Origin of the sequence: Streptomyces sp. NBC_00234 (assembly GCF_036195325.1) — a bacterium.
GTDB lineage: Bacteria > Actinomycetota > Actinomycetes > Streptomycetales > Streptomycetaceae > Streptomyces.
The window spans coordinates 140,058-159,753 of record NZ_CP108101.1 but is presented as its reverse complement, the minus strand read 5'-3'; the positions used below and the strand labels follow the sequence as shown (position 1 = coordinate 159,753).

The 19,696-nt window shown below is 71.0% G+C and carries 17 protein-coding genes; 12 read left to right on the top strand and 5 right to left on the bottom strand.

The genetic code is table 11. From position 1 onward, the window contains the following. Positions 1-3 precede the first annotated feature (3 nt). Genes OG230_RS00835 through OG230_RS00825 form a run of 3 tightly spaced genes read right to left on the bottom strand, consistent with a single transcriptional unit; the run spans position 4 to position 3,571 of the window. Positions 4-687 carry a response regulator transcription factor gene (locus OG230_RS00835; protein WP_328908172.1) on the bottom strand — a complete coding sequence of 228 codons (684 nt, stop codon included), beginning with the start codon at positions 685-687 and terminating at the stop codon, positions 4-6. Positions 688-734: 47 nt separating this feature from the next. Then, positions 735-2,402 carry a murein biosynthesis integral membrane protein MurJ gene (gene murJ / locus OG230_RS00830; protein ID WP_328908171.1) on the bottom strand — a complete coding sequence of 556 codons (1,668 nt, stop codon included), beginning with the start codon at positions 2,400-2,402 and terminating at the stop codon, positions 735-737. Next, positions 2,399-3,571: a lipid II:glycine glycyltransferase FemX gene (locus OG230_RS00825; protein WP_328908170.1), complete on the bottom strand. Its 1,173-nt coding sequence runs from the start codon at positions 3,569-3,571 to the stop codon at positions 2,399-2,401. The genes murJ and OG230_RS00825 overlap by 4 nt, the downstream gene beginning before the upstream one ends. 192 nt (positions 3,572-3,763) lie before the next feature. On the opposite strand from OG230_RS00825, the gene OG230_RS00820 reads away from it, so the two are divergent. The 11 genes from OG230_RS00820 (at position 3,764) to OG230_RS00770 (ending at position 15,659) form a co-directional block, all read left to right on the top strand. Continuing rightward, the gene (locus OG230_RS00820) at positions 3,764-4,960 is read left to right on the top strand and encodes a L,D-transpeptidase (RefSeq protein ID WP_328908169.1); all 1,197 of its coding nucleotides are present in this window, start codon (positions 3,764-3,766) and stop codon (positions 4,958-4,960) included. Between the two features lie 85 nt (positions 4,961-5,045). Beyond that, positions 5,046-6,068 carry a helix-turn-helix domain-containing protein gene (locus OG230_RS00815; RefSeq protein ID WP_328908168.1) on the top strand — a complete coding sequence of 341 codons (1,023 nt, stop codon included), beginning with the start codon at positions 5,046-5,048 and terminating at the stop codon, positions 6,066-6,068. 95 nt (positions 6,069-6,163) lie between these two features. Beyond that, entirely contained in the window at positions 6,164-6,637 is a 474-nt protein-coding gene (locus OG230_RS00810) for a rhodanese-like domain-containing protein (RefSeq protein ID WP_328908167.1), read from the top strand. Then, the gene (locus tag OG230_RS00805; protein WP_328908166.1) at positions 6,634-7,827 is read left to right on the top strand and encodes a trans-sulfuration enzyme family protein; all 1,194 of its coding nucleotides are present in this window, start codon (positions 6,634-6,636) and stop codon (positions 7,825-7,827) included. Before OG230_RS00810 ends, OG230_RS00805 begins: the two co-directional genes overlap by 4 nt. After that, positions 7,824-8,819, top strand: coding sequence for a GlxA family transcriptional regulator (locus tag OG230_RS00800; protein ID WP_328908165.1), 996 nt, complete (start codon positions 7,824-7,826; stop codon positions 8,817-8,819). Before OG230_RS00805 ends, OG230_RS00800 begins: the two co-directional genes overlap by 4 nt. Before the next feature lie 274 nt (positions 8,820-9,093). Beyond that, entirely contained in the window at positions 9,094-10,104 is a 1,011-nt protein-coding gene (locus OG230_RS00795) for an alcohol dehydrogenase catalytic domain-containing protein (protein ID WP_328908164.1), read from the top strand. Between the two features lie 194 nt (positions 10,105-10,298). After that, the gene (locus OG230_RS00790; protein ID WP_328908163.1) at positions 10,299-11,192 is read left to right on the top strand and encodes an SDR family NAD(P)-dependent oxidoreductase; all 894 of its coding nucleotides are present in this window, start codon (positions 10,299-10,301) and stop codon (positions 11,190-11,192) included. 303 nt (positions 11,193-11,495) lie between these two features. Continuing rightward, positions 11,496-12,977: an aldehyde dehydrogenase family protein gene (locus OG230_RS00785; protein WP_328908162.1), complete on the top strand. Its 1,482-nt coding sequence runs from the start codon at positions 11,496-11,498 to the stop codon at positions 12,975-12,977. Positions 12,978-13,096: 119 nt separating this feature from the next. After that, positions 13,097-14,443 carry an FUSC family protein gene (locus OG230_RS00780; RefSeq protein ID WP_328908161.1) on the top strand — a complete coding sequence of 449 codons (1,347 nt, stop codon included), beginning with the start codon at positions 13,097-13,099 and terminating at the stop codon, positions 14,441-14,443. A gap of 143 nt (positions 14,444-14,586) precedes the next feature. After that, the gene (locus OG230_RS00775; RefSeq protein ID WP_328908160.1) at positions 14,587-14,916 is read left to right on the top strand and encodes a nuclear transport factor 2 family protein; all 330 of its coding nucleotides are present in this window, start codon (positions 14,587-14,589) and stop codon (positions 14,914-14,916) included. 152 nt (positions 14,917-15,068) lie between these two features. Continuing rightward, the gene (locus OG230_RS00770) at positions 15,069-15,659 is read left to right on the top strand and encodes a hypothetical protein (RefSeq protein WP_328908159.1); all 591 of its coding nucleotides are present in this window, start codon (positions 15,069-15,071) and stop codon (positions 15,657-15,659) included. Between the two features lie 172 nt (positions 15,660-15,831). On the opposite strand, the gene OG230_RS00765 is transcribed toward OG230_RS00770, so the two are convergent. Both OG230_RS00765 and OG230_RS00760 read right to left on the bottom strand, forming a co-directional pair. After that, on the bottom strand, positions 15,832-17,517 hold the full coding sequence (locus OG230_RS00765) for an alpha/beta fold hydrolase (protein ID WP_328908158.1): 1,686 nt from the start codon (positions 17,515-17,517) through the stop codon (positions 15,832-15,834). A 102-nt stretch (positions 17,518-17,619) separates the two neighbouring features. Beyond that, positions 17,620-18,177 carry a TetR/AcrR family transcriptional regulator gene (locus OG230_RS00760; RefSeq protein WP_328908157.1) on the bottom strand — a complete coding sequence of 186 codons (558 nt, stop codon included), beginning with the start codon at positions 18,175-18,177 and terminating at the stop codon, positions 17,620-17,622. A gap of 425 nt (positions 18,178-18,602) precedes the next feature. Here OG230_RS00760 and OG230_RS00755 point away from each other — a divergent pair, with 425 nt between their 5' ends. After that, complete coding sequence (locus OG230_RS00755) at positions 18,603-19,583, top strand: phosphotransferase family protein (RefSeq protein ID WP_328911638.1); 981 nt, start codon at positions 18,603-18,605, stop codon at positions 19,581-19,583. Positions 19,584-19,696: the final 113 nt, after the last annotated feature.

The window sequence follows — 19,696 nt, the reverse complement described above, 5'->3', positions numbered from 1 at the left end:
TGGTCACAGCGGTCCGAAGCGGTAGCCGAAGCCCCGCAGGGTCTGTATGTAGCGTGGGCTGCCCGGGGCGTCCTCGATCTTGTTGCGCAGCCGTCGTACGCAGGTGTCCACGAGGCGCGCGTCGCCGTGGTAGCTGTGCTCCCACACGTGCTCCAGCAGTTGCTGGCGGCTGAACACCTGCCCGGGTGCGGCCGACAGGTACAGGAGCAACTTCGTCTCGGACGGGGCGAGCGCGACGCGCGCCCCCTTCTTGGCGACGGTGAGCCCGGCGCGGTCGACGGCGAGGTCACCGTGGAATTCCACGGCAGGTCGTCCGCCGCCGGGCTCCTCGATCCTGCGCAGCACGGCACGGATGCGGGCCGCGATGACCTCGGTGCGGGCGGGTTTGACGATGTAGTCGTCGGCACCGGCCTCCAGGCCGACGACGACGTCGAAGTCGTCGTCGCGGGCGGTGAGCATGATGATCGGCAGCTGGCTGTCCTCCCGCACCCGGCGGCAGACCTGCACCCCGGTCATGCCCGGGAGCATCAGGTCGAGCAGGAGCAGGTCGGGCCGGAACTCGGCGAGTGCGGCGAGCCCGGCCTCGCCGGTGGCGGCAGTCCGCACGTCGTGGCCGCGGCGGCGCAGTCCGAGCTCGACCCCTTCGCGTACGGAGGGGTCGTCTTCGATGAGGAGCACGCGTGGCATGGGCAAAGTATCCCTGGGAGCCGGGGGCGGGGTGGTGGTGCGGCCGTTCACGGCCTGCGGCGGAGACGGTCGGCCGCGCCCGTGACGAGCGCGGCGATCTCGGTCAGCCGCAGGGGACGGGACAGCAGGAGGAAGACAGCGCCGATGGCAACGGCCCCCGCGCCGGTGGCCGCGACAGCTCCGCCCGGGGCCGCCCAGCGCGCGGTGACGTATCCGAGCAGCGTCGCCGGGACGGCGGCGAGCAGCAGCCGGGCCTGCGCGGCGACGGTGGGGGACCGCATCAGTCCGGGCGCCTGCGTGGGCCGCGCCGCGAGGCTGCGGTTCAGTACGAAGGCGGTGGCTGCCCAGCCCGCGAACAGCGCCAGCGAATACGCCCCGGCGATGCCGGTCACCGCCCAGCGAGCCGGGAGCAGCGCGTACGCGGTCACGGACAGGCCCGCGTTCAGGCCCGCGATCAGCAGGTTGATGAGGAAGGGAGTGCGTGTGTCGGACAGCGCGTAGAAGGTGCGGGAGAGGACGTACTGCCCCGAGAAGGCGATCAGCCCCGGTGCGAACGCCATCAGCGTGCCCGCCATGACGGCGATCTCGCCCGCGTCGGTCTCGCCGTACCGGAAGACGAGCGTCATCGCGGGCTGAGCCAGGGCGAACAGGGCGCACGCCGCGGGGACGATGGCCGCCGCGCTGGTGCGCAGGGCGTACGAGAGGTCACGCCGTATCCCCGTCGTGTCGCCGTCTGCGGCGGCCGCGCTCATCCGGGGCATCAGCGCGGTCACCAGCGACACCGTGATGATGCCGTGCGGCACGGCCCACAGCAGGTAGGCGTTGTTGTACGCGCTGAAACCGGCGCCCCCGTCGATGCCGGCCGTCTGCGCGCGCAGGCCCGCCGCCGTGGCCAGCCGGGTCGTGACCCAGTACGCAGCCTGGTTGGTGAGCACCAGGAGCACCAGCCAGCCGGCGGACCGCAGCGGGCGGGCGAGTCCGCTGCCGCGCCAGTCGAAGCGGGGACGGAAGCGGAAGCCGGCCGCACGCAGGGCGGGAACCAGGGCCAGGGCCTGGACGGCGATGCCCGCGGTGGTGCCCCAGCCGAGCAGCGCGGTCTCGGCCGAGGTGAGCGAACCGCCGTCGCCGGTCGCGAGGTAGAGGCCGAAGACGGATATGACGACGACGTTGTTGAGGACGGGCGTCCACATCATCGCGCCGAACCGGCCACGCGCGTTGAGTACTTGGCCGAGCAGGGTGAACAGTCCGAGGAAGAAGATCTGCGGCAGGCAGTAGCGCGCGAAGGCGACCGTCATGGTGGCCTGCCCGCCCGTGTAGTCGGTGTACGCGCCGACGATCGCGGGCGCGCCCCACACCGCCGCCCCGGTGATCACCAGCAGGGCGAGGGTGCAGACGGTGAGGAGCCGGTCGGTGTAGGCCGTCCCGCCGTCCTCGTGCTGCTTGGCGGCCTTGACGAGTTCGGGTACGAACACGGCGTTGAGGGCGCCACCGAGGAGCAGCATGTAGACGATCGTGGGGACGGAGTTGCCGACGGCGTACCCGTCCGCGGCCAGCCCTAGTCCGAGCGCGGCGGCGACCACGGCGGACCGCACGAACCCGGTCGCCCGGGAGACGACCGACCCGGCGGCCATGATCGCGCCGCTGCGCAGGACGGACGGTGTCCGGGACGGCGCCGTTGCGTCGGCCGCAGGCGTCGTCGTGGCCGGCGTACTCACCGGCGCGCCAGATACGCTTGAAATGCGCGGTACAGCGCATAGTTGGCCGTGCCGTCCAACGGTCTCTCCCATTCCCCCAGCGTCTGGACGACCTCGCCTCCGGTGCCGAGCTTCCAGCGCAGCAGTCCGTGGGAACGGTCGTCGGGATCGAGGGTCGAGGGTACCCCGCGCATGTCGTAGACCTCGGCGCCCAGGGCGTGGGCGTCGAGCAGCATGCGCCACTGCAGCAAGTTGGAGGGGCGCACCTCACGGCGGTGGCTCGCGGAGGCGCCCGTCTGGTACCAGACCCGGCGGCCCACATGGACCATGGTGTGCGCGGCCAGTGTCTCGCCCCCGTGACGCGCGAGGTAGAGCCGCATCCGGCCGGGCTCCTCCGCGTTGAGCGCCGCGTACTGGCGCTCGTAGTACTCCAGCGACCTGCCCAGCCGGAAGCCGTCGCGCTCCTCGGTGATCCGCAACAGACGGTAGAACTCGGGCAGGTCCGCCTCACCGCCGACGACGACCTCGACCCCGGCCTTCTCGGCACGGCGGACGTTGCGCCGCCATTCCTGGTTGAGCCCGGACCACAGGTCGTCCGGTCCGCGCCCGGCGAGCGGCACCTGGAAGACGTGGCGCGGCTGCGCGTCCCCGTCCTCCTCGCCGCCGCACCGCTGCCATCCCCGTGCGCGCAGCCGCTCGGCGACCGCCATACCCAACGGGTCGACCCGGCTCGCGAGGACGTCGGAGAGCCTCCGCCCCGGCCCCGTCGCGGACTTGAGCCGCGCCGCGGTCCAGGTGCGGTACGCAGGCGAGGGCCCGATCCGTACGGCGAAGGCGCCCAGCGCACGCAGATGCCGGAGCAACGGGCGGAGCCAGCCGTCGATGTCGGGGTCCGCCCAGTCGGCGACGGGTCCCTCCGGCAGATAGGCGAAGTACTTACGGGTGCCGGGCAGCTGACGCAGCAGAACGAGCGCCGCACCCGACAGCCCGCCGGACTCCGGCTCCGGCCCCCAGCCCACGAGTTGCGAACGCCAGCCGTCCTTGACCTGCGCCCAGGACGGGCACTGAAGGAACCCGGGGCCCAGCTCCGCCCCTTCACCGGATGCCAGGAAGGCCCGGTACGCGGAGGGCGTGACGGGCCCCAGCGGTATGTCGTGGCCGCGGTCGGCCGTCACGAGCAGCTCTGACACGGTGTGAGCCTTTCTCTGGGCGGAATACGGCCGATGCTCACAGCCCTCCGTGACCCCTCCACGCGCCGTATGTGACCGGACGGCGACCGTTTCCCTGCAGTCGCCGTCACACGGCCGCAATCCCTCTCACCTGCGGTTCGTCCGCCCTACATTCGCTGTGTTCCCACCGATCGACCATGGACGGAGGCTCAGTTGAGCCACATACAGGTGCGCATCGCGGCGGTCGCGGTGCTACTGGCACCGCTCGCTGCCTGTTCGTCGGGATCCGGCCCCGACACCACGGTCCGGAGCGCCGGCCACGGCGCCACGGAGGCTGCACGGGTCCGCCCCGCGACCGTGACCGTGGTGCCCGAGGGCCGAGGGGTCAGGGCCGGCGTTCCCGTGACGGTCACCGCGGCGGGAGGCACCCTCACCTCGGTCAGGGTTGCCGACGCCGACGGCCACGCGCTGCGCGGCACGGTCTCCGCGGACGGGGCGAGTTGGGCCTCCCAACGCAAGACGGCACCAGGCACCTCGTACACGGTGACGGCCACCACCGCGGCGAAGGCCGGTACGAAGAGCACGACCACATCGGTGTTCACAACAGCCGGGGCCGACAAGGTCAACAAGGTCGACTGGCGGCCGGGGACGCACACGACCGTCGGTATCGCGCAGCCGGTCTCCCTCGTCTTCGACCATCCGGTCACCGACAAGGCCGAGGTGGAGAAGGAGCTGAAGATCACCACCTCGGACCGGACCGAGGGTTCCTGGGGCTGGATGAAGGACTGGTCCGGCCGGGACCGGGTCGACTGGCGGCCGAGGGAGTACTGGAAGCCCGGTACGAAGGTCACCCTCGACGCCGAGCTGAACGGCACCGACTCCGGAGACGGCGGCTGGTTCGTCCGCGACTACTCGACCACGTTCACCATAGGCAGCACCAGCCAGGTTGCGAAGGTCGACCTCGACCGCAAGCTGCTGACCCTCGAACGGGACGGCAGGACGGTCCGCACGATTCCGGTCTCCGGTGGCACACCCGGCGGCGACAAGCGTTCCTGGCGGGGCACCGCGGTGCTGATGGCCAAGGAGGGCACCATCAACATGAACTCGGAGACCGTCGGCCTCGGCGACGCGTACGACAAGATGGTCGACCACTCGATGCGGCTCACGTGGTCCGGCATGTACGCGCACGCCGCACCCTGGAACGACCGGTGGTTCGGCAATGCCAACATGAGCTCGGGCTGCATCGGCATGAGCACTGCCGACGCCGCCTGGTTCTACGGCCAGGTCCGCCCGGGTGACCCGTTCGAGATCACCGGCCGCGACACGAAGGGCACGGTCGCACCGGGCAACGGCTTCGGTGACTGGAATGTGTCGTGGGACCAGTGGCAGGCGAAGAGCGCCCTGCGCTGACCCTGGAGCGGTTGATGCGCGTGTCGTGCGTGCAACACGGGATGCCGTCAGGAGCACCGTGGCGGCGGACGTAGCCTGGGTCCTTGTGGACACCGAAAACGCAGCCTCGGGGCGCTCTCACGTCGTCGCGGCCCTGGTCTACGACGGGATGGCTCCGTTCGAGCTGGGGCTCGTGGTGGAGATCTTCGGGCTGCGACGTGCCGAGCTGGACCTTCCCTGGTACGACCTGCGGGTCTGTGCCGCCCAGCGTGGCCCTTTCCGGATCGCGGGCGGCATGTCGCTGGAGGTCGATCACGGTCTGGAGGCCCTCGATCTCGCGGACACCGTGATCGTGCCCGGCGCCGACGTTCCGGGAACGACGCCGGAGCCGGTCCGGGATGCGCTGCGACGGGCTCACCGGCGTGGTGCCCGCATCGTGTCCATCTGCTCGGGAGCGTTCACCCTCGCGGACGCGGGGCTGCTGGACGGGCTGGACGCCACGACCCACTGGAAGTTCGCGCCCCTCCTTGCTTCGCGCCACCCGGCGGTCCGGGTGGACCCGAGCGTGCTGTACGTGGATTGCGGCCAAGTCCTCACCAGCGCCGGCTCGACGGCGGGCATCGACCTGTGCCTGCATATCGTGCGGACCGATTTCGGCGCGGTGGCCGCGAACACCGTCGCACGGCACATGGTCGCCCCGCCGCACCGAGAGGGCGGGCAGGCCCAGTACATCGACGCCGCGGTGCCGGCCCCGAGGCAGGACGACGCGGTGGGGCGTGCGATGGGCTGGGCGCTGGAGCACCTGACGGACACCGTCACGCTCGACGATCTTGCCGGGCAGGCGAACATGAGTCAGCGCAGCTTCGTGCGGCATTTCCAGAAGCGGGCGGGCACCAGCCCGATCCGATGGCTGGTCGATCAGCGGATCCGCGCCGGCCTGCCGTTGCTGGAGGGTTCGGACCTTCCCGTGGAGAAGGTGGGGGCAGCGGTGGGATTCGACAGCCCCGCCACCTTCCGGCACCACTTCCACCGCGTCATGGGCACCTCTCCTACCGCGTACCGCAGGGCGTTCGCGCACGGGGGAGCGTCGGCTCCCGCCGTTCTCGACGTGGCGGGAATTGCACGGTAACCAGCAATTTCGCCACTGTTGGGGGCGGGGCCGACCGTCGGAAGATCCAGGGAGACGTCGTTTCGACGTCCCTTGTGCTTCCGAAGGATCTTCGAATGTCCCTGGTCAAACGTGCTCTTCCCCAGCCCGGCGACGCCGGTGCGGTGGCTGCCCGCTTCGCCGCGCAGCTCGCGGTCCACACCGACGTCCACGACGTCGCCGCAGACCTGGAGGCCGGTGTCGACGGCCTCGTCATCATCGACTCCCGGCCGTACGAGAACTGGCGGCAGGGGCATCTGCCCGGCGCCGTCCCGATGCGGGCCGCGTCCGTCGCGACGGACGCGGCCCGCATCGTGCCCGCGTCCGGCGTCGTCGTCACCTACGGGTGGGGCCCCGCCTGCGACTCCGGTACGCGGGCCGCCGAACAGTTCGCCCTGCTCGGTTACCCGGTCAAGGAGATGCTGGGCGGCTACGAGTACTGGGTGCGCCGCGGCCTTCCCGTGCGGACACCCAAGGGCCTCGTCAGAAGCTGGCCGGACCCGATGACCGGCCCCGTGCCCGCATCCCCGGCATCAGGAGACGTCCGATGACGCAGGCACACCGGGCCGATGACGCGCTGCAGACCCGCGCCGTCCACCCACCTGCGCACCGCACCGGCTCGCTGAGCCGGCCTGCTGCGCCCCCCGTGCACCGCACCGCCACCTTCACCTTCGACTCCTCGGACAGCTTCGCCGCGGTCATGACGGACCACACCCAGGGCTACGCGTACAGCCGGATCGACAACCCCACCAGTGACGAGTTCGCCCGGGCCGTTGCCGCGCTGGAGGGAGGGCAGGCGGCGCAGCCCTTCGCCTCGGGCATGGCTGCCATCACCACCACGCTGCTGGCCTTCCTCTCCTCCGGCGATCACGTCGTTGCGCAGCGGCAGCTGTACGGCGGCACGCACCACGTCCTGACCCGGGTGCTGCCGCGCTGGGGGATCGGTGTCTCGTTCGTCGACTCGCCGCAGGAGGCGGCGTCGGCGATGACGGAGACCACCCGGCTGGTGTGGTGCGAGACGATCTCCAACCCGACGTTGCGGGTGGCGGACATTCCCGCCTTCGCCGCGGTGGCGCACGCCGGGGGAGCGCTGCTCGCGGTCGACTCGACGTTCGCCACTCCGGTGGTGTGCCGCCCCCTGTCCCTGGGTGCGGATCTGGTGGTGCACTCCGCCACGAAGTACATCGGGGGGCACAGCGACGCCACCGGCGGGGTCGTTGTCGGCGACCGTCACCATCTGGATGCCGTGCGCGCCCTGCGCACGGATCTGGGTGGATCGCTGGCACCCGATGAGGCGTTCCTCCTGCTGCGGGGGCTGCAGACTCTTCCGCTACGGGTCGAGCGCCAGAACCGGACCGCGGCTCGGCTCGCGGAAGGGCTCGGCGCGCGCCCTGAGGTCGAGTCGGTCCAGCACCCGGGCCTGTCCGGGCACCCGGACCACGCTCTTGCCTGTGCCGTTCTGGCGCCCGGCCGGTTCGGTGGCGTCGTCACCCTCACCCTCCGTGGCGGGGAGAGCGCGGCTCTGCGGCTCTGCGACAGCCTCCGGTTGTGCCACATCGTCACCTCGCTGGGCGGGACGGCCACAGGGGTCTCCCACGTCGCCTCGACCAGCCACCGTCAGCTCGACGACGCCGCACTGGCCGCGGCGGGTATCTCCCCCGGGGCCGTCCGCATCGCCGTGGGGCTGGAGGACCTGGACGACCTGCTGGCCGACTTCACCACCGCGCTGGACGGACTGTGACGGGCCGCAGACCAGGCGGCCATGCGCCGCACCGGGTCGCTCTGGTCGTCCTGCCGAACCTCGTTCCCCTCGGCCTGGCCGTGCCGATGGACGTGTTCGGTCCGAAGCCGGACCTCGACCGCCCCCTGCCCAACTGGGACCTGGCTCCCTACGAGACCTACCTCGTCGGGGCGGCCGGCACGTCGCGCACGCTCGGTGACTGGATGGACATGCGGGACGTCCGCCCGCCGGAGTCCCTGAGTCAGGCGGACACGGTGATCGTGCCGGCCATGGGCGACCCGATGGCCGCCGTCGATCCGGAACTGCTGGCCCAGATCGGCGCCGCGGGCCGACGGGGCGCCCGTATGGTCGGCATCTGCACCGGAGCGTTCGCCCTGGCCCAGGCCGGCGTCCTGACAGGGCGGCGGGCGACCACGCACTGGATGTTCTCGCGCCTGCTGCAGGAGCGGCACCCTGATGTCCGGGTCATCGACCATCACCTCTACATCGACGACGGCCAGGTGCTGACCTCGGGCGGAGTGATGTCCGGCATGGACCTGTGCATGCACATCCTGCGGCGCGACCTGGGCACGGAACGGGCCAACCGGACCGCCCGCATCCTGGTGTTCCCGCCCCACCGTGACGGCGGCCAGTCGCAGTTCGTGATGCACGCGTGGCCCTCGGACGCCCAGGGGCTGGGCGACACACTCGCCTGGATGCGCGAGAACCTCGACCGCTCGCTGACGCTGGACGACGTGGCCGCGCACGCCCACATGAGTGTGCGCTCCCTGAGCCGCAAGTTCCGTGAGGTCACCGGTAGCACCGTGGTGACCTGGCTGAGCGAGCAGCGCATCGAGCGGGCCAAGCAGTTGCTGGAGGCCAGCGACCTGACCGTGGGCCGGATCGCCGAGCGCGTCGGCTTCGGCACCCACGAGGCGTTCCGGCTGCAGTTCGCACGTCGGGTCGGAGCCACTCCGACCGCCTACCGCGCCACCTTCCGCACCGGCTTCTGACGCACCACCTCACCCCGGTACACCCGCTGGGCGCTGCCTGCCCTGCACTCCTCAACGGCGAGGAGCGCACGGCGGGCACCACGCATGACCAGGCACGTTACCTCCGTACGGCCTGTCCGGATACTTGGAAGTGCTGGCCAGGCAACCCGTATCGCCGCCACCGGCCGCCGGGAGATCGTGGAGACACACCGGGAGAGACCCCCGGGTAACCGGACGCGAACCGCATACATCGCATTCCGGAACCGCGAACACCCCCACTTCTTGGAGTCCTTCGATGCGTGCAGCCATAGCCACCGCCGCCGGAGCCCCGTTGTCCCTCACCGAGCGCGACGTACCCGAGCCCGGGCCGGGCGAGGTCCTCGTGAAGATCACCGCGTGCGGTGTGTGCTTCTCCGACCTCAACCTGCTGCGCGGCCACTACCCCTTCGCCCGGTTCCCCGTCGTGCCCGGCCACGAGATCACCGGAACCATCGCCGCTGTCGGAGCGGGCGTCACCGGCCTCGCCACAGGCGACGCGGTGGGGGCACAGTTCCTCTACGACTCCTGCGGCCACTGCGGCTACTGCGCCGCCGGGGAGCAGATCCTCTGCCCCCGCAAGCGGATCACCGGCGTGGTCGCCGACGGCGGATACGCCGAATACGCCCTCTTCAAGGCGCCGTACGTCACGCCCCTGCCCGCCGGCCTCGACCCGGTAGCCGCGGCACCGCTGATGTGCGCGGGCGTCACCGCCTTCAACGGACTGCGCCAGGGCGGCGCGAAGGCCGGCTCCCGCGTCGCGGTCATCGGGGCGGGCGGCATCGGAGCGCTCGCCGTGCGCTACGCGGTGGCCATGGGCGCCCGGGTGGCCGTCATCGGCCGCTCCGCACGCGGCGAGGACCAGGCCAAGGAGCTCGGCGCCGAACTGTTCATCGCCTCCGCCGACACCGACCCGGCCGCCGCGCTCGCGTCGTGGGACGGCGGCGCGAACCTCGTTCTCAACGCCGCCCCGTCCACTGCCGCGGCCTCCGCCACCCTGGGCGGACTGGCCCCCGACGGCACGCTGCTGCTGTGCGGCTACGGCAGCGACCCACTGACCCTGCCGACCCAGCCGATGGTCCTCAACCGCCTCCGGGTCATGGCCTCCCCGTCCGGTTCGCCCCACGACCTGCGGGACGCCCTCGCCTTCTCCGCGCAGCACGACATCCTTCCCTCCGTCACGCCAATCACACTGGAGCAGGCCCCGGCGGCGCTGGACGCCATGGCCACCGGTTCCGGAGGCGGTCGCTCCGTCATCACCTTCGCCTGACCCTTCACCGTGCTGGGCGCACCAGTTGACCTTGCCGCGCCCGCCCCCGCCCAGACGCGGGCACCCGGGCTGCCCCGCCCCCGTCACCCACCGATCCAGATCCCCTCGATCTGCGGCGAGGCATCACCCAGGCGGTGTGCCGTCCCACCCACCCTGCTCCACCCCGTCACACCCTCACCAACAGGAGAACTCCCATGAGCAGCACCATTCTGATCACCGGCGCCGGTTCCGGTTTCGGCGCGCTGGCCGCCCGTGCCCTCGCCGACGCCGGGCACACCGTGTACGCGGCGATGCGCAACACCACGACCCGCAACGCCGAGCGGGTCGCGGACGCCAAGAGCTATGCCGCCGAGCACGGCGTAGACCTGCGCACGGTCGAACTCGACGTCCTCTCACAGGAGTCGGCGGACAACGCGATCGCCACGGTCCTGTCGGAGGCCGGACGGCTGGACGTGATCATCCACAACGCCGGCCACATGGTGACCGGCCCCACCGAGGCGTTCACCCCCGACGAGATGGTCGCCGTCTACGACACCAACGTCCTGGGCACCCAGCGCGTCAACCGGGCCGCGCTGCCTCACCTGCGCGCCCGCCGCGAGGGCCTCGTGCTGTGGGTGGGCTCCACCTCCACCAAGGGCGGCACCCCGCCCTACCTGGCCCCGTACTTCGCGGCCAAGGCCGCCATGGACGCGCTCGCCGTCTCCTACGCCGCCGAGCTCGCCCGCTTCAACGTCGAGACCTCGATCATCGTCCCGGGTTCGTTCACCCGGGGCACCAACCACTTCGCCACCGGCGGCCGTCCCGGCGACCAGACCGTCGTGCCCGACTACGAGGCGCACTACGCCGGGCTGATGGACCAGGTCTCCCAGCGACTGGCAGACCTCGCCCCGGCCGACGCCGACGTCTCCCAGGTCGCCGACGCCATCGTCGAGGTCGTGGGCACCGAGCACGGCAAGCGCCCGTTCCGCGTGCACATCGATCCCGCCAACGACGGCAGCGAGACCGTCAGCGCCGTCGCCGACCACATCCGCGCCGAGTTCCTCACCCGCATCGGCCTGGACGACCTCCTCCACCCGCACAACAGCTGACCCCCGCCCACCGAAGGCCCCGCGGCCTCGCGGAGACGGAACCCCTGCCCCTCCTAGGGCCTCTCGTTTGGATCATGCCGGGCTCGCGTGCCCTGGCGCGCGCATCTGCGGCGTTGTCGTCGGTCACCGACGCTCCGCGTCGACTCCCTCCTCCGCCTTGCAGCTGCCCACACCAGACCCCACTCCCTGATCCGGCCTGATCCAAACGAAAGACCCTAGGTGCGGAGCCCTTCCCCGGCTCCGCACCGGCCCCTCTGCCCACCACCGGCCGCCCCAGGCCCGGTTCGTTCCAGGAGCTCCGCCATGACAGTGATCCCTCTGCCCACCGCCTCCACCCGCGGCCTGCTGATCGGCGGCAAGGAAATCCCCGCCGTCTCCGGCCGCACCACCGAGGACCTCGACCCGCGCACCGGCACACCCTTTGTCCGTGTGCCCGCGGCCGAACCGGCCGACGTTCAGCTCGCCGTCGACGCAGCGCAGGAAGCGTTCACCGGGTGGGCCACCACCGCGCCCTCCCGACGCCGGCAGATCCTGAACGACGCCGCCGATCTGCTCGAAGAGCGCGTAGCGGAATTCACCGAGATCATGACCGCCGAGACCGGCGGCACCCGCATCTGGGCCGCCTTCAACGTCCACATGGCCGCCACGCTGATGCGTCAGGCCGCGACCATGGCCACCTCGCCCACCGGCTCCGTCCTGGCCACCGACGTGCCGGGCGAATGGTCGATGGCCGTACGGGAACCCGCCGGAGTCGTCGCCGCGTTCGTCCCCTGGAACGGACCGCTCATCCTCTGCGCCCGGGCCATCGCCGTCGCCCTCGCCACCGGCAACCCGGTGGTCATCCGCCCCAGCGAGGACGGGCCCATCACTTCCGGATACTTCCTCGCCGACCTGCTGACGGAGGCGGGACTGCCCGCCGGCGTCGTCAACGTCGTCACCAACGACCGCGCGGACGCCCCCGAAGTGGTCGCCGCCCTGGTCGCCGACCTCCGGGTACGCCGCGTCAACTTCACGGGCTCCACCCCTGTCGGCCGCATCGTGGGCCGTCTGGCCGGCGAACACCTGACACCCGCCATCCTGGAGCTGGGAGGCAAGAACCCCATCGTCGTCCTGGACGACGCCGACATCGCCTACGCGGCCGCGGGCGTCACCGTCGCCAAGTTCATGAACTCCGGCCAGATCTGCATGTGCGTCGACCGCGTCATCGTCCAGGACAGTGCGTACGACGCCTTCACCGCAGCATTCCTCGCCAAGATCGCCACCCTCGGCCAGGGCGACCCCGATGACCCGCACACGCTCGTCGGACCGCTGATCAACGACCGGGCCGCGCGACGCGTGGCCGAACTAGTCAGGGACGCAGTCGACAAGGGTGCCAACGTGCTGGCGGGCGGTGGGGACGCCGACGGTGCCTTCTACCCCGCCACCGTCCTGAGCGACGTCACCCCCGACATGCGCATCTACCACGAGGAAGTCTTCGGGCCCGTGGCCACGCTCTTCCGCGTGGCCACCGCGGAAGAGGCCGTCGACCTGGCCAATGACACCCCGTACGGCCTCTCCAGTGCGGTCTACACCGAGAACGGATCCCGCGGACTCGCGGTCGCCCGACTGCTGCGCCACGGCGCGGTCCACGTCAACGACCACTCGGTGTCCGACGAACCGCAAGCCCCCGTCGGCGGCGTCAAGGACAGCGGCTACGGCCACTTCGGCAGCGAATGGGGAGCCGAGTTCTTCACCGAGACCCGGTGGATCACCCTCGCCGACCGCCACACCACCTACCCCGTCTGACCCGTCCGGCACCGCCTGCCGCGACCTGGGACCGGCCCGCCCGTCGCATCCTCGACGCCCCACTGCCTACGACTCCGGCGCCTGGCCGGGCACGAAGCCGCGCGCCCAAGGAGGAAGAAGTGCCCGCGTTCACCAGCGGCCTGCTCGTTCTCGCCCCCAACCTGACACGTCTGAGAGTGGCCCTCACCGCAGCCCTCTGCGCGGGCCTCGCGGTGACGATCGGAGCCGCCACCGGCCACGCGAACACCGGGCTGATCGCCAGCACCGGATCACTGGCTGCCCTCTACGCCACCGACGGCACCGCACGGCGCGAAGCCGTCGGCGTCGCCACGGCGGCAGCCGCGCTCAGCGTGTCCCTGGCGGCGGGCACCCTGGCCACGGGGCCGTGGTCCGCGGTAGCCGTCACCACCGCGTGGACAGCCGTCGTCGCATACGGGTGCGCGGCGCTCGCCCCCCGCCCGCCGGGAGCGATGATGTTCATCCTGCTGTGCACCCTCGGCACTGTCCTTCCTGGTACCTCACTCACGTCGGTCCTGGCCACCGCGGCCACAGGCGCCACAGCTGCCGCCCTCACCGCCGCCGGACAACGCCGGAGTCGGCCGAGCACGACGACGCCGATGCTCACGGACACGCTCCGGGCACGGCTCACCCGGGCCCGGTGGTCCCTCAACCCCAAGGCATCACCCCTGGTCGTCATGGCGGCGCGCAGCGCCCTCGCCGTCGCCCTGGCCGGCTCCGCTGCCGTCACCGTAGGCGCCGAGCGCCCGTACTGGGCCATGGCAGCGACCGCGGCGGTCCTGGGACGGGGCAACCAGGCAGCCACCGCGCTTCTGCGTGCAGTACAGCGGCTGACCGGCACACTGGCCGGCTGCCTGGTCGCCGGCCTGCTGCTTCTGGCTCATCCCCGCGATCTGGTCGCGGCCCTCGTACTGGCGGCGCTGACCTTGGGCACCGAACTCTTCGTCGCCCGCAACTACGCGCTGGCGATGGTGTTCGTCACCCCCATGGCGCTGCTCCTCACCGATGCCGCCGGGCCGGCGCTGCCCGTGGGGCCCCTGTTGGCCTCACGCGCCGGAGAAACCCTCCTTGGCTGTGCCGCAGCCGTGGCGGTGTCGCAGGTGGTGACCCGTCGCTGGGCCGTGCGTCACCATCGCCGGGCGCTGCAAGCAGTACTGCGCTTCACCGCACAGGAACCGTCCGGTGCGCCGAGCCCGCGAGAAGCACAGGAACGAGCAGGGCGCCTCGCAGGCGCCGTGCACCGGCTCGAAACCGTGGCCACCCGCACTGCGGCGGAACGCCGTGGGATCCGGGCGGCCACTGAGGAGTTGCGGATCCTCTCCGACCGGGCCCTCGCCCAGGCGCGGACCCTTCTGAACGGCCCCGGCCCCCTGCAGGGCGACGCCTCCACCCGGCAGGACGCGCTTTCGCTGCCTGCCTGCTCCGAACCGGAAAGCCGGCCCGTATGAGCCGGTCGTCACCGGGCCGCCGAGCATCGGCGCAGACCCTTCGCGCTGCCGCTCTCACGGCTGTGCTCGTGACCGGTGGGTGGGCGGCGACGAGTTGCTCCTCCACCACGCCTCCTCTCCCTCGTCCACCAAGGAGTTCCCCGATGTCCGCCCGTCCTGCTCTGCCTCCTGTCGTCACCGCGTCCCTGGAGGCTGCGAACGCCCATGACACCGACGCGTGGCTGAGGACCTTCACCGACGGCGGTGCCGTGGACGACTGGGGCCGGCTCTTCACCGGCCACGACGCCATGCGCGCCTGGAGCGACACCGAGTTCATCGGTGCGAACGTCACCCTGCGGGTCTCGGAGTTCACGAGTCAGGACGACACCGTCACCGTGACGGCGCAGGTCGGTGGCGACGGCTTCAACGGACCCTCCCACTTTGCGTTCACCGTGCACGACGACCGCATCACCCTGATGCGCATCACCGCGTAGGAACCCCGGGTCCGAACCGGACCCGACGGAGCAAGAGGCAGGACGGGACGTGGGCCGAACAGCACGCCCGGACCGGCCCACCCTTGCCCCGGCGCTGCCCCGCCCCTCAGCGACCGAGCCTGTGGCTCGCTCCCTTCTTCGGAGATCTCCTCATGCGCTCGTTGCGCCTCGTGCTCGTGGGCCTCGTCCTCACCGGCACCGTCTTCGTCCTCGCTTCCCTCCTGGTGACCCAGGCAGGGAACTCCGCCACGGTCGCCGTCGCCGTGTTCTGCTCCGTGTGGTTCGTCGTGGTGGTGGTCAACGCCCTGGGAGGAATCGCGCAAGGGCACCCACCCCGCCTGGAAGCCGGCCTCGCCGTCCTCGTTCTCGCCGTCCCCGCTACCGTCGCCCTGGGCCTGTGGTCCGCGGGCGGATCAGATATCGACTCCGCCCGCACACCCTGGGTCCTGGCAGCGGGAATCGCCCTCTGGGCGGCGATTCTGCAGCTGGCGGCGGTCTGGAACAGCCAACGGACGATCGTACGCACGCTTGATGCGGCAGCAGCTGTGTTCCTCCCTTTCTGGCTGCTCCTCATGCTGCTCAACATGGCCCTGGGCGTGAACATCGGCTACACCCTGAGAGAGGAATTGCCTCTCCTGGCACTGAACTTCGGCGTACCGGCCGCCGTCGCCGTCGTTGCCCGGGCACTGATGGCACACACCCGTTCTCGCGCGGCACGACCACTTCCCCAGCGCCAGGCGTAGAGATGACCGTCTTGGGCCTGGACCGATGCAGCGGGTGTCGTCCTGCCGGTCCCACTCTTCGACCACATCGTTCAACTCGGCGAACCATCTGTCACCGAGAGAACTTGGCCGCGCTCCAGCCGCGTCGCGGCACCCGTCGCGTGGAGGGGTTCGGAGCGCGGCGGACTCGGCGTCATTCGCCGATCGAAGCGGGGGAAGCGGCGAGATGCCGGGCGACTTGGGCGGGATGGGTCAGCTGGGGGTAGTGCCCGGCCCCGGCGATCTCGGTCGCCGGGTGGTCGAAGGCCGGGACCAGCGGGTCGGCCGCGCCCACGATGATCTGGACCGGGACCCTCACCCGGTCCAGCAGCGCCCGCGACTGCTGATGCTCGGCAAGGTCCGTGCGTACTGCTGTGGCCACCCGACGCGCCACCCCGCTACGGCGCAGGTCCGCTGCGGCGCTCCGCACCTCCGCCCCTTCGGGGACGCCGAGTGTACGAGCCAGCCGAGCGGCGGACATGCGACGCAACAGCGGTATGGCCAGGCCGGAACGGGCCAGCCGTGAAGCGGGCGCCTGCAGGAACGAGGGGGAGACGAGGACGAGTCTGCTGATGCGGTCGGGGTGATCGACAGCGAAGCGCAGCGCCGGTCCGCAGGCCATCGAGTGCGCGACCAGCACCGGGCGGCTCCGTACCGCGCTCAGCAGGTCGGCCAGCCACGTCTCCACCGGCTGGGTTGTGGCGGCCGAACGTCCCAGGCCCGGCAGATCGGGGGCCAGGACCGGGCCGGGGAGGCGGGCGGCGAGGGGAGCCCAGAGGTCGGCGTTCATCGGCAGTCCGTGCAGCAGGACATGGTCGGGTTGGTGCCGCTCGCCGGTCACCCAGGTACGGGTGCCCGCCACGGTGCGGAAGCCGTAGGGGCTGAGCCAGGGTGATGCGGCACCGAAGCGGGCGGCCACCAGGTCGTCGGCCCACGCGCGCAGGGCGTCGGCGGCCGGAGGCATCTCCAAGTCGGCGCTCGCGGCCAAGGCGTGGGCGGAGGCTGTCGGGTAGCGGTCGGCCGACAGGAAGGACAGTGTCTCGGGATCGGCCCCGGTCAGCTTGCGGGGCAGGCGCCGCAGCAGACCGACGGGAACGCTCCGACTAGGCGCCCGCACTCCGGTGTGGTCGGCGATCGTACGGATCAGCTCGGGCAGGAGGCCCGTATTGTCGTCGAGCACCCAATAGTGCTCACCCGCGGGCGAGGCGGGGACCTCTGCCAGGAACCGCACGAGGTAGTCGATCGTGGCGATCGGCAGGAAGGTGTCGGGGCCGCCGGGCAGCGCTCGGAGCCGGCCGTTCCACAGGTCTTCGACGAGAGTGGCCAGGCCGATGTACTGGCCCGGCCCGATCACGGTGCTGGGATTGACGATGGTCAGCGGGACCTGCAACGCGCGAGCCCGGGCGCGCACCGCGAGATCACCTTCCATCTTCGACGCCTCGTACGCGCCCAGCTCTGCGTAGTCGGGGTGGCCGTCGGTTGCGCTCACCCGGTATCCGCTGATGTGCACCAGCCGTCGAAGCCCGGGCAGCGTGGCGGCCCACTCGAGCACGTTGAGCGCACCGGTGACGTTGGTCGCCCGTGCCTCCTGCACACCGAGGCCGAAGGCGAAGCGGGCGGCGGTGTTGTAGACGTCGCGCACCTCCGGGAGACCCGACAGGGGTTGCGTGATGTCTCCGGTGACAATGACGAGCCCGCCGGTGTCAACGCCCTGGGAGGCCAGCCACGGGGTGAGGGAGTCGTTACGTACGACTGCCGCCACCCGCTGCCCCCGGGTGAGCAGTTCGGCGACGAGAGAGCGGCCGATGAAGCCGGTCGCGCCGAAGACGATCGCGTCCATGAAGCTCCTTAATAGATCGGTCTACATATTTTTCGGCGAAAAAAGGACCCGCCGGTTCCGGTGCGTCGGCCTGGTCCGGCTGCGCGGCGTCGAGCGGCCGAGTCAGCTCAACAGGGCGCCGATCTGGCGGGCGACAATGTCCAGCGGCCCCCTGCTGCGGTGCGCCCGGGCCAGCAGAAGCGCCCCCTCCACCAGGGCCAGGATCGTGACCGCCAAGTCGTCGGCACCCGGGCGGCCCGCCAGTCGTGCTCGCAGGGCCGCCTCCCACGAGGTGTACACCTCCGAGCACGCCTCCTGCAGGGGATCGCTGGTCGCGGCGGTCTCCAGTGCCACGGTGGCCACCGGACATCCTTTGCGCCACCCGGACTCCTGGAGTCGGTCGCCCAGATGCCGCAGCAGCCCGTCGACGAACTCCTCCACCGGCGAGCTGGAGTCCGCCAGGTTCCCGAAGGCATCGGCGATCGTTTCTCCGGCCCTCCGGACGGACTCGCCGACCAACTGGTCCTTGCCGCCGGGGAAGTGGAAGTAGAGCGAACCACGGGGTGCGCCACTGGCCGCGATCACCTGGTTGAGTCCGGTGCCGAAGTAACCTCCGGTCTCGACCAACTCCTGTGTCGCATCCAGCAGTCGGTCCCGCGTCTCGGCGCCCTTCTGTCCCATGACGCCAAACTAGACCGGTCTGCATATTTTTTCAACCGGTCTCTTGCTGCATCTGCGGTCGACCAATCGCACCGCGACCGGCACCGACCGCACCGAGACCGACGGATCGCGGCGCCACGCATCGACTCGTCCGCTGTCCGCAGCTACGCCACCATCGGCCACCTGTCCGCAGGCACCGAACAGCACGGCCGGACCCGGTGGCCCCGGCACACCACAGAAGCCCGACGCAAGGCAGGGGGCCGGCGCAATCCCGGTCGCAGGGCGGCGATCGACTGAAGAGTCCGACCGGCCGCACGCATCCCACACCCGTTCTTGAATCATGCATGACCCCTTCGGAGCAATTCGTTCGGCGATGAACGATGACTCGCGTAGGGTGCCCCAGTTATCAAAGCGGAAGGCGGGTTGCGGGCGTGGCACCCAAGAAAGTGACGCGGCATCAGTTGGCGGGTGCGGCGCGGGCCGCACTGGGCGGCGGGCGACGGCTGGAGGCGGTGGAGCGACTCGCGGGCGGCACCACGAAGGGCGTCTATCGGCTGACGATGGACGACGCCATGACGGCGATCGCCTATCTGTGGGAGGACTCCGAGAACTACTGGCCGGCCACCGAGCACGACGGCGACCTCGCCGACCCGTTCTCGCCCGGCATCGGGCTCGACCTGTTCGAAGCCGCGCACGCGCGGCTGGAGGCGCTGGGCCTTCGGGTCCTTGAGATCCACTTGGCTGATCGTGACGGCACGCACTACCCGGCCGACCTGGCGATCGTCGAGGACGTGCCCGGCGAGAAACTGATGGACCTGCGCAACCGCGACCCGCGCGCCGCGGAGCCGACCATGACGCGCCTCGCTGAGAGCCTGGCGATGATGCGCGGCCACCGGGCACCGTCCTTCGGCAAGGTCGCCCTGATCGACGGGGGCGGCACGTCACGGTCGGCCTCGTGCGAGCAGGCAGCGCTCGCCTTCGCGCTGCGCGGTCTCGCCGACGCGACAGCGCGCGACCACAGGATCGCCGACGCCCGCGATCAGTTGGAGGAGCGGCTGCGTCAGCTGACCACGGCGATTCGGCCACGCGCCGAGTACTCTGTCGTCCACGGCGAGCTGGGGCTGGACCACGTCATGGTCGACCGGGACGGCCATCCCGTCGTGATCGACATCGAGAACCTGCTGTATTTCGACGTCGAGTGGGAGCACGTGTTCCTGCGCCTCCGCCATACCGCCAGCCAGTATCAGCGGCTGGCGGTGGACGGCCTCGACGAGGACCGCCTCGCGCTCTACAAACTCACCCAGCATCTGTCGCTGACAGCCGGCCCGCTGCGCCTGCTCGACGGGGACTTCCCCGACCGGGATTTCATGCGAGGGGTCGCCGAGCATCACCTGAACGAAGCGCTGGCATCGGTCCTGGCTAGTTAAGAGGTCATCTCATCTGGCGAGCCCAGCGCAGACGATGAGGGACCGGCGACGGTGGCGAAGGCGAAGGCGAAGAAGCTGTCTCGGGCGTGCCACAAGATCAGATAGCGTGCGTG

Coding starts and splice junctions, on each gene's coding strand:
- OG230_RS00795 (WP_328908164.1), top strand. CDS start 9,094: ATGCGTGCAGCCATAGCCACCGCCGCCGGAGCCCCGTTGTCCCTCACC.
- OG230_RS00805 (WP_328908166.1), top strand. CDS start 6,634: ATGACGCAGGCACACCGGGCCGATGACGCGCTGCAGACCCGCGCCGTC.
- OG230_RS00790 (WP_328908163.1), top strand. CDS start 10,299: ATGAGCAGCACCATTCTGATCACCGGCGCCGGTTCCGGTTTCGGCGCG.
- OG230_RS00810 (WP_328908167.1), top strand. CDS start 6,164: ATGTCCCTGGTCAAACGTGCTCTTCCCCAGCCCGGCGACGCCGGTGCG.
- OG230_RS00770 (WP_328908159.1), top strand. CDS start 15,069: ATGCGCTCGTTGCGCCTCGTGCTCGTGGGCCTCGTCCTCACCGGCACC.
- OG230_RS00775 (WP_328908160.1), top strand. CDS start 14,587: ATGTCCGCCCGTCCTGCTCTGCCTCCTGTCGTCACCGCGTCCCTGGAG.
- OG230_RS00765 (WP_328908158.1), bottom strand. CDS start 17,517: ATGGACGCGATCGTCTTCGGCGCGACCGGCTTCATCGGCCGCTCTCTC.
- OG230_RS00785 (WP_328908162.1), top strand. CDS start 11,496: ATGACAGTGATCCCTCTGCCCACCGCCTCCACCCGCGGCCTGCTGATC.
- OG230_RS00835 (WP_328908172.1), bottom strand. CDS start 687: ATGCCACGCGTGCTCCTCATCGAAGACGACCCCTCCGTACGCGAAGGG.
- OG230_RS00760 (WP_328908157.1), bottom strand. CDS start 18,177: ATGGGACAGAAGGGCGCCGAGACGCGGGACCGACTGCTGGATGCGACA.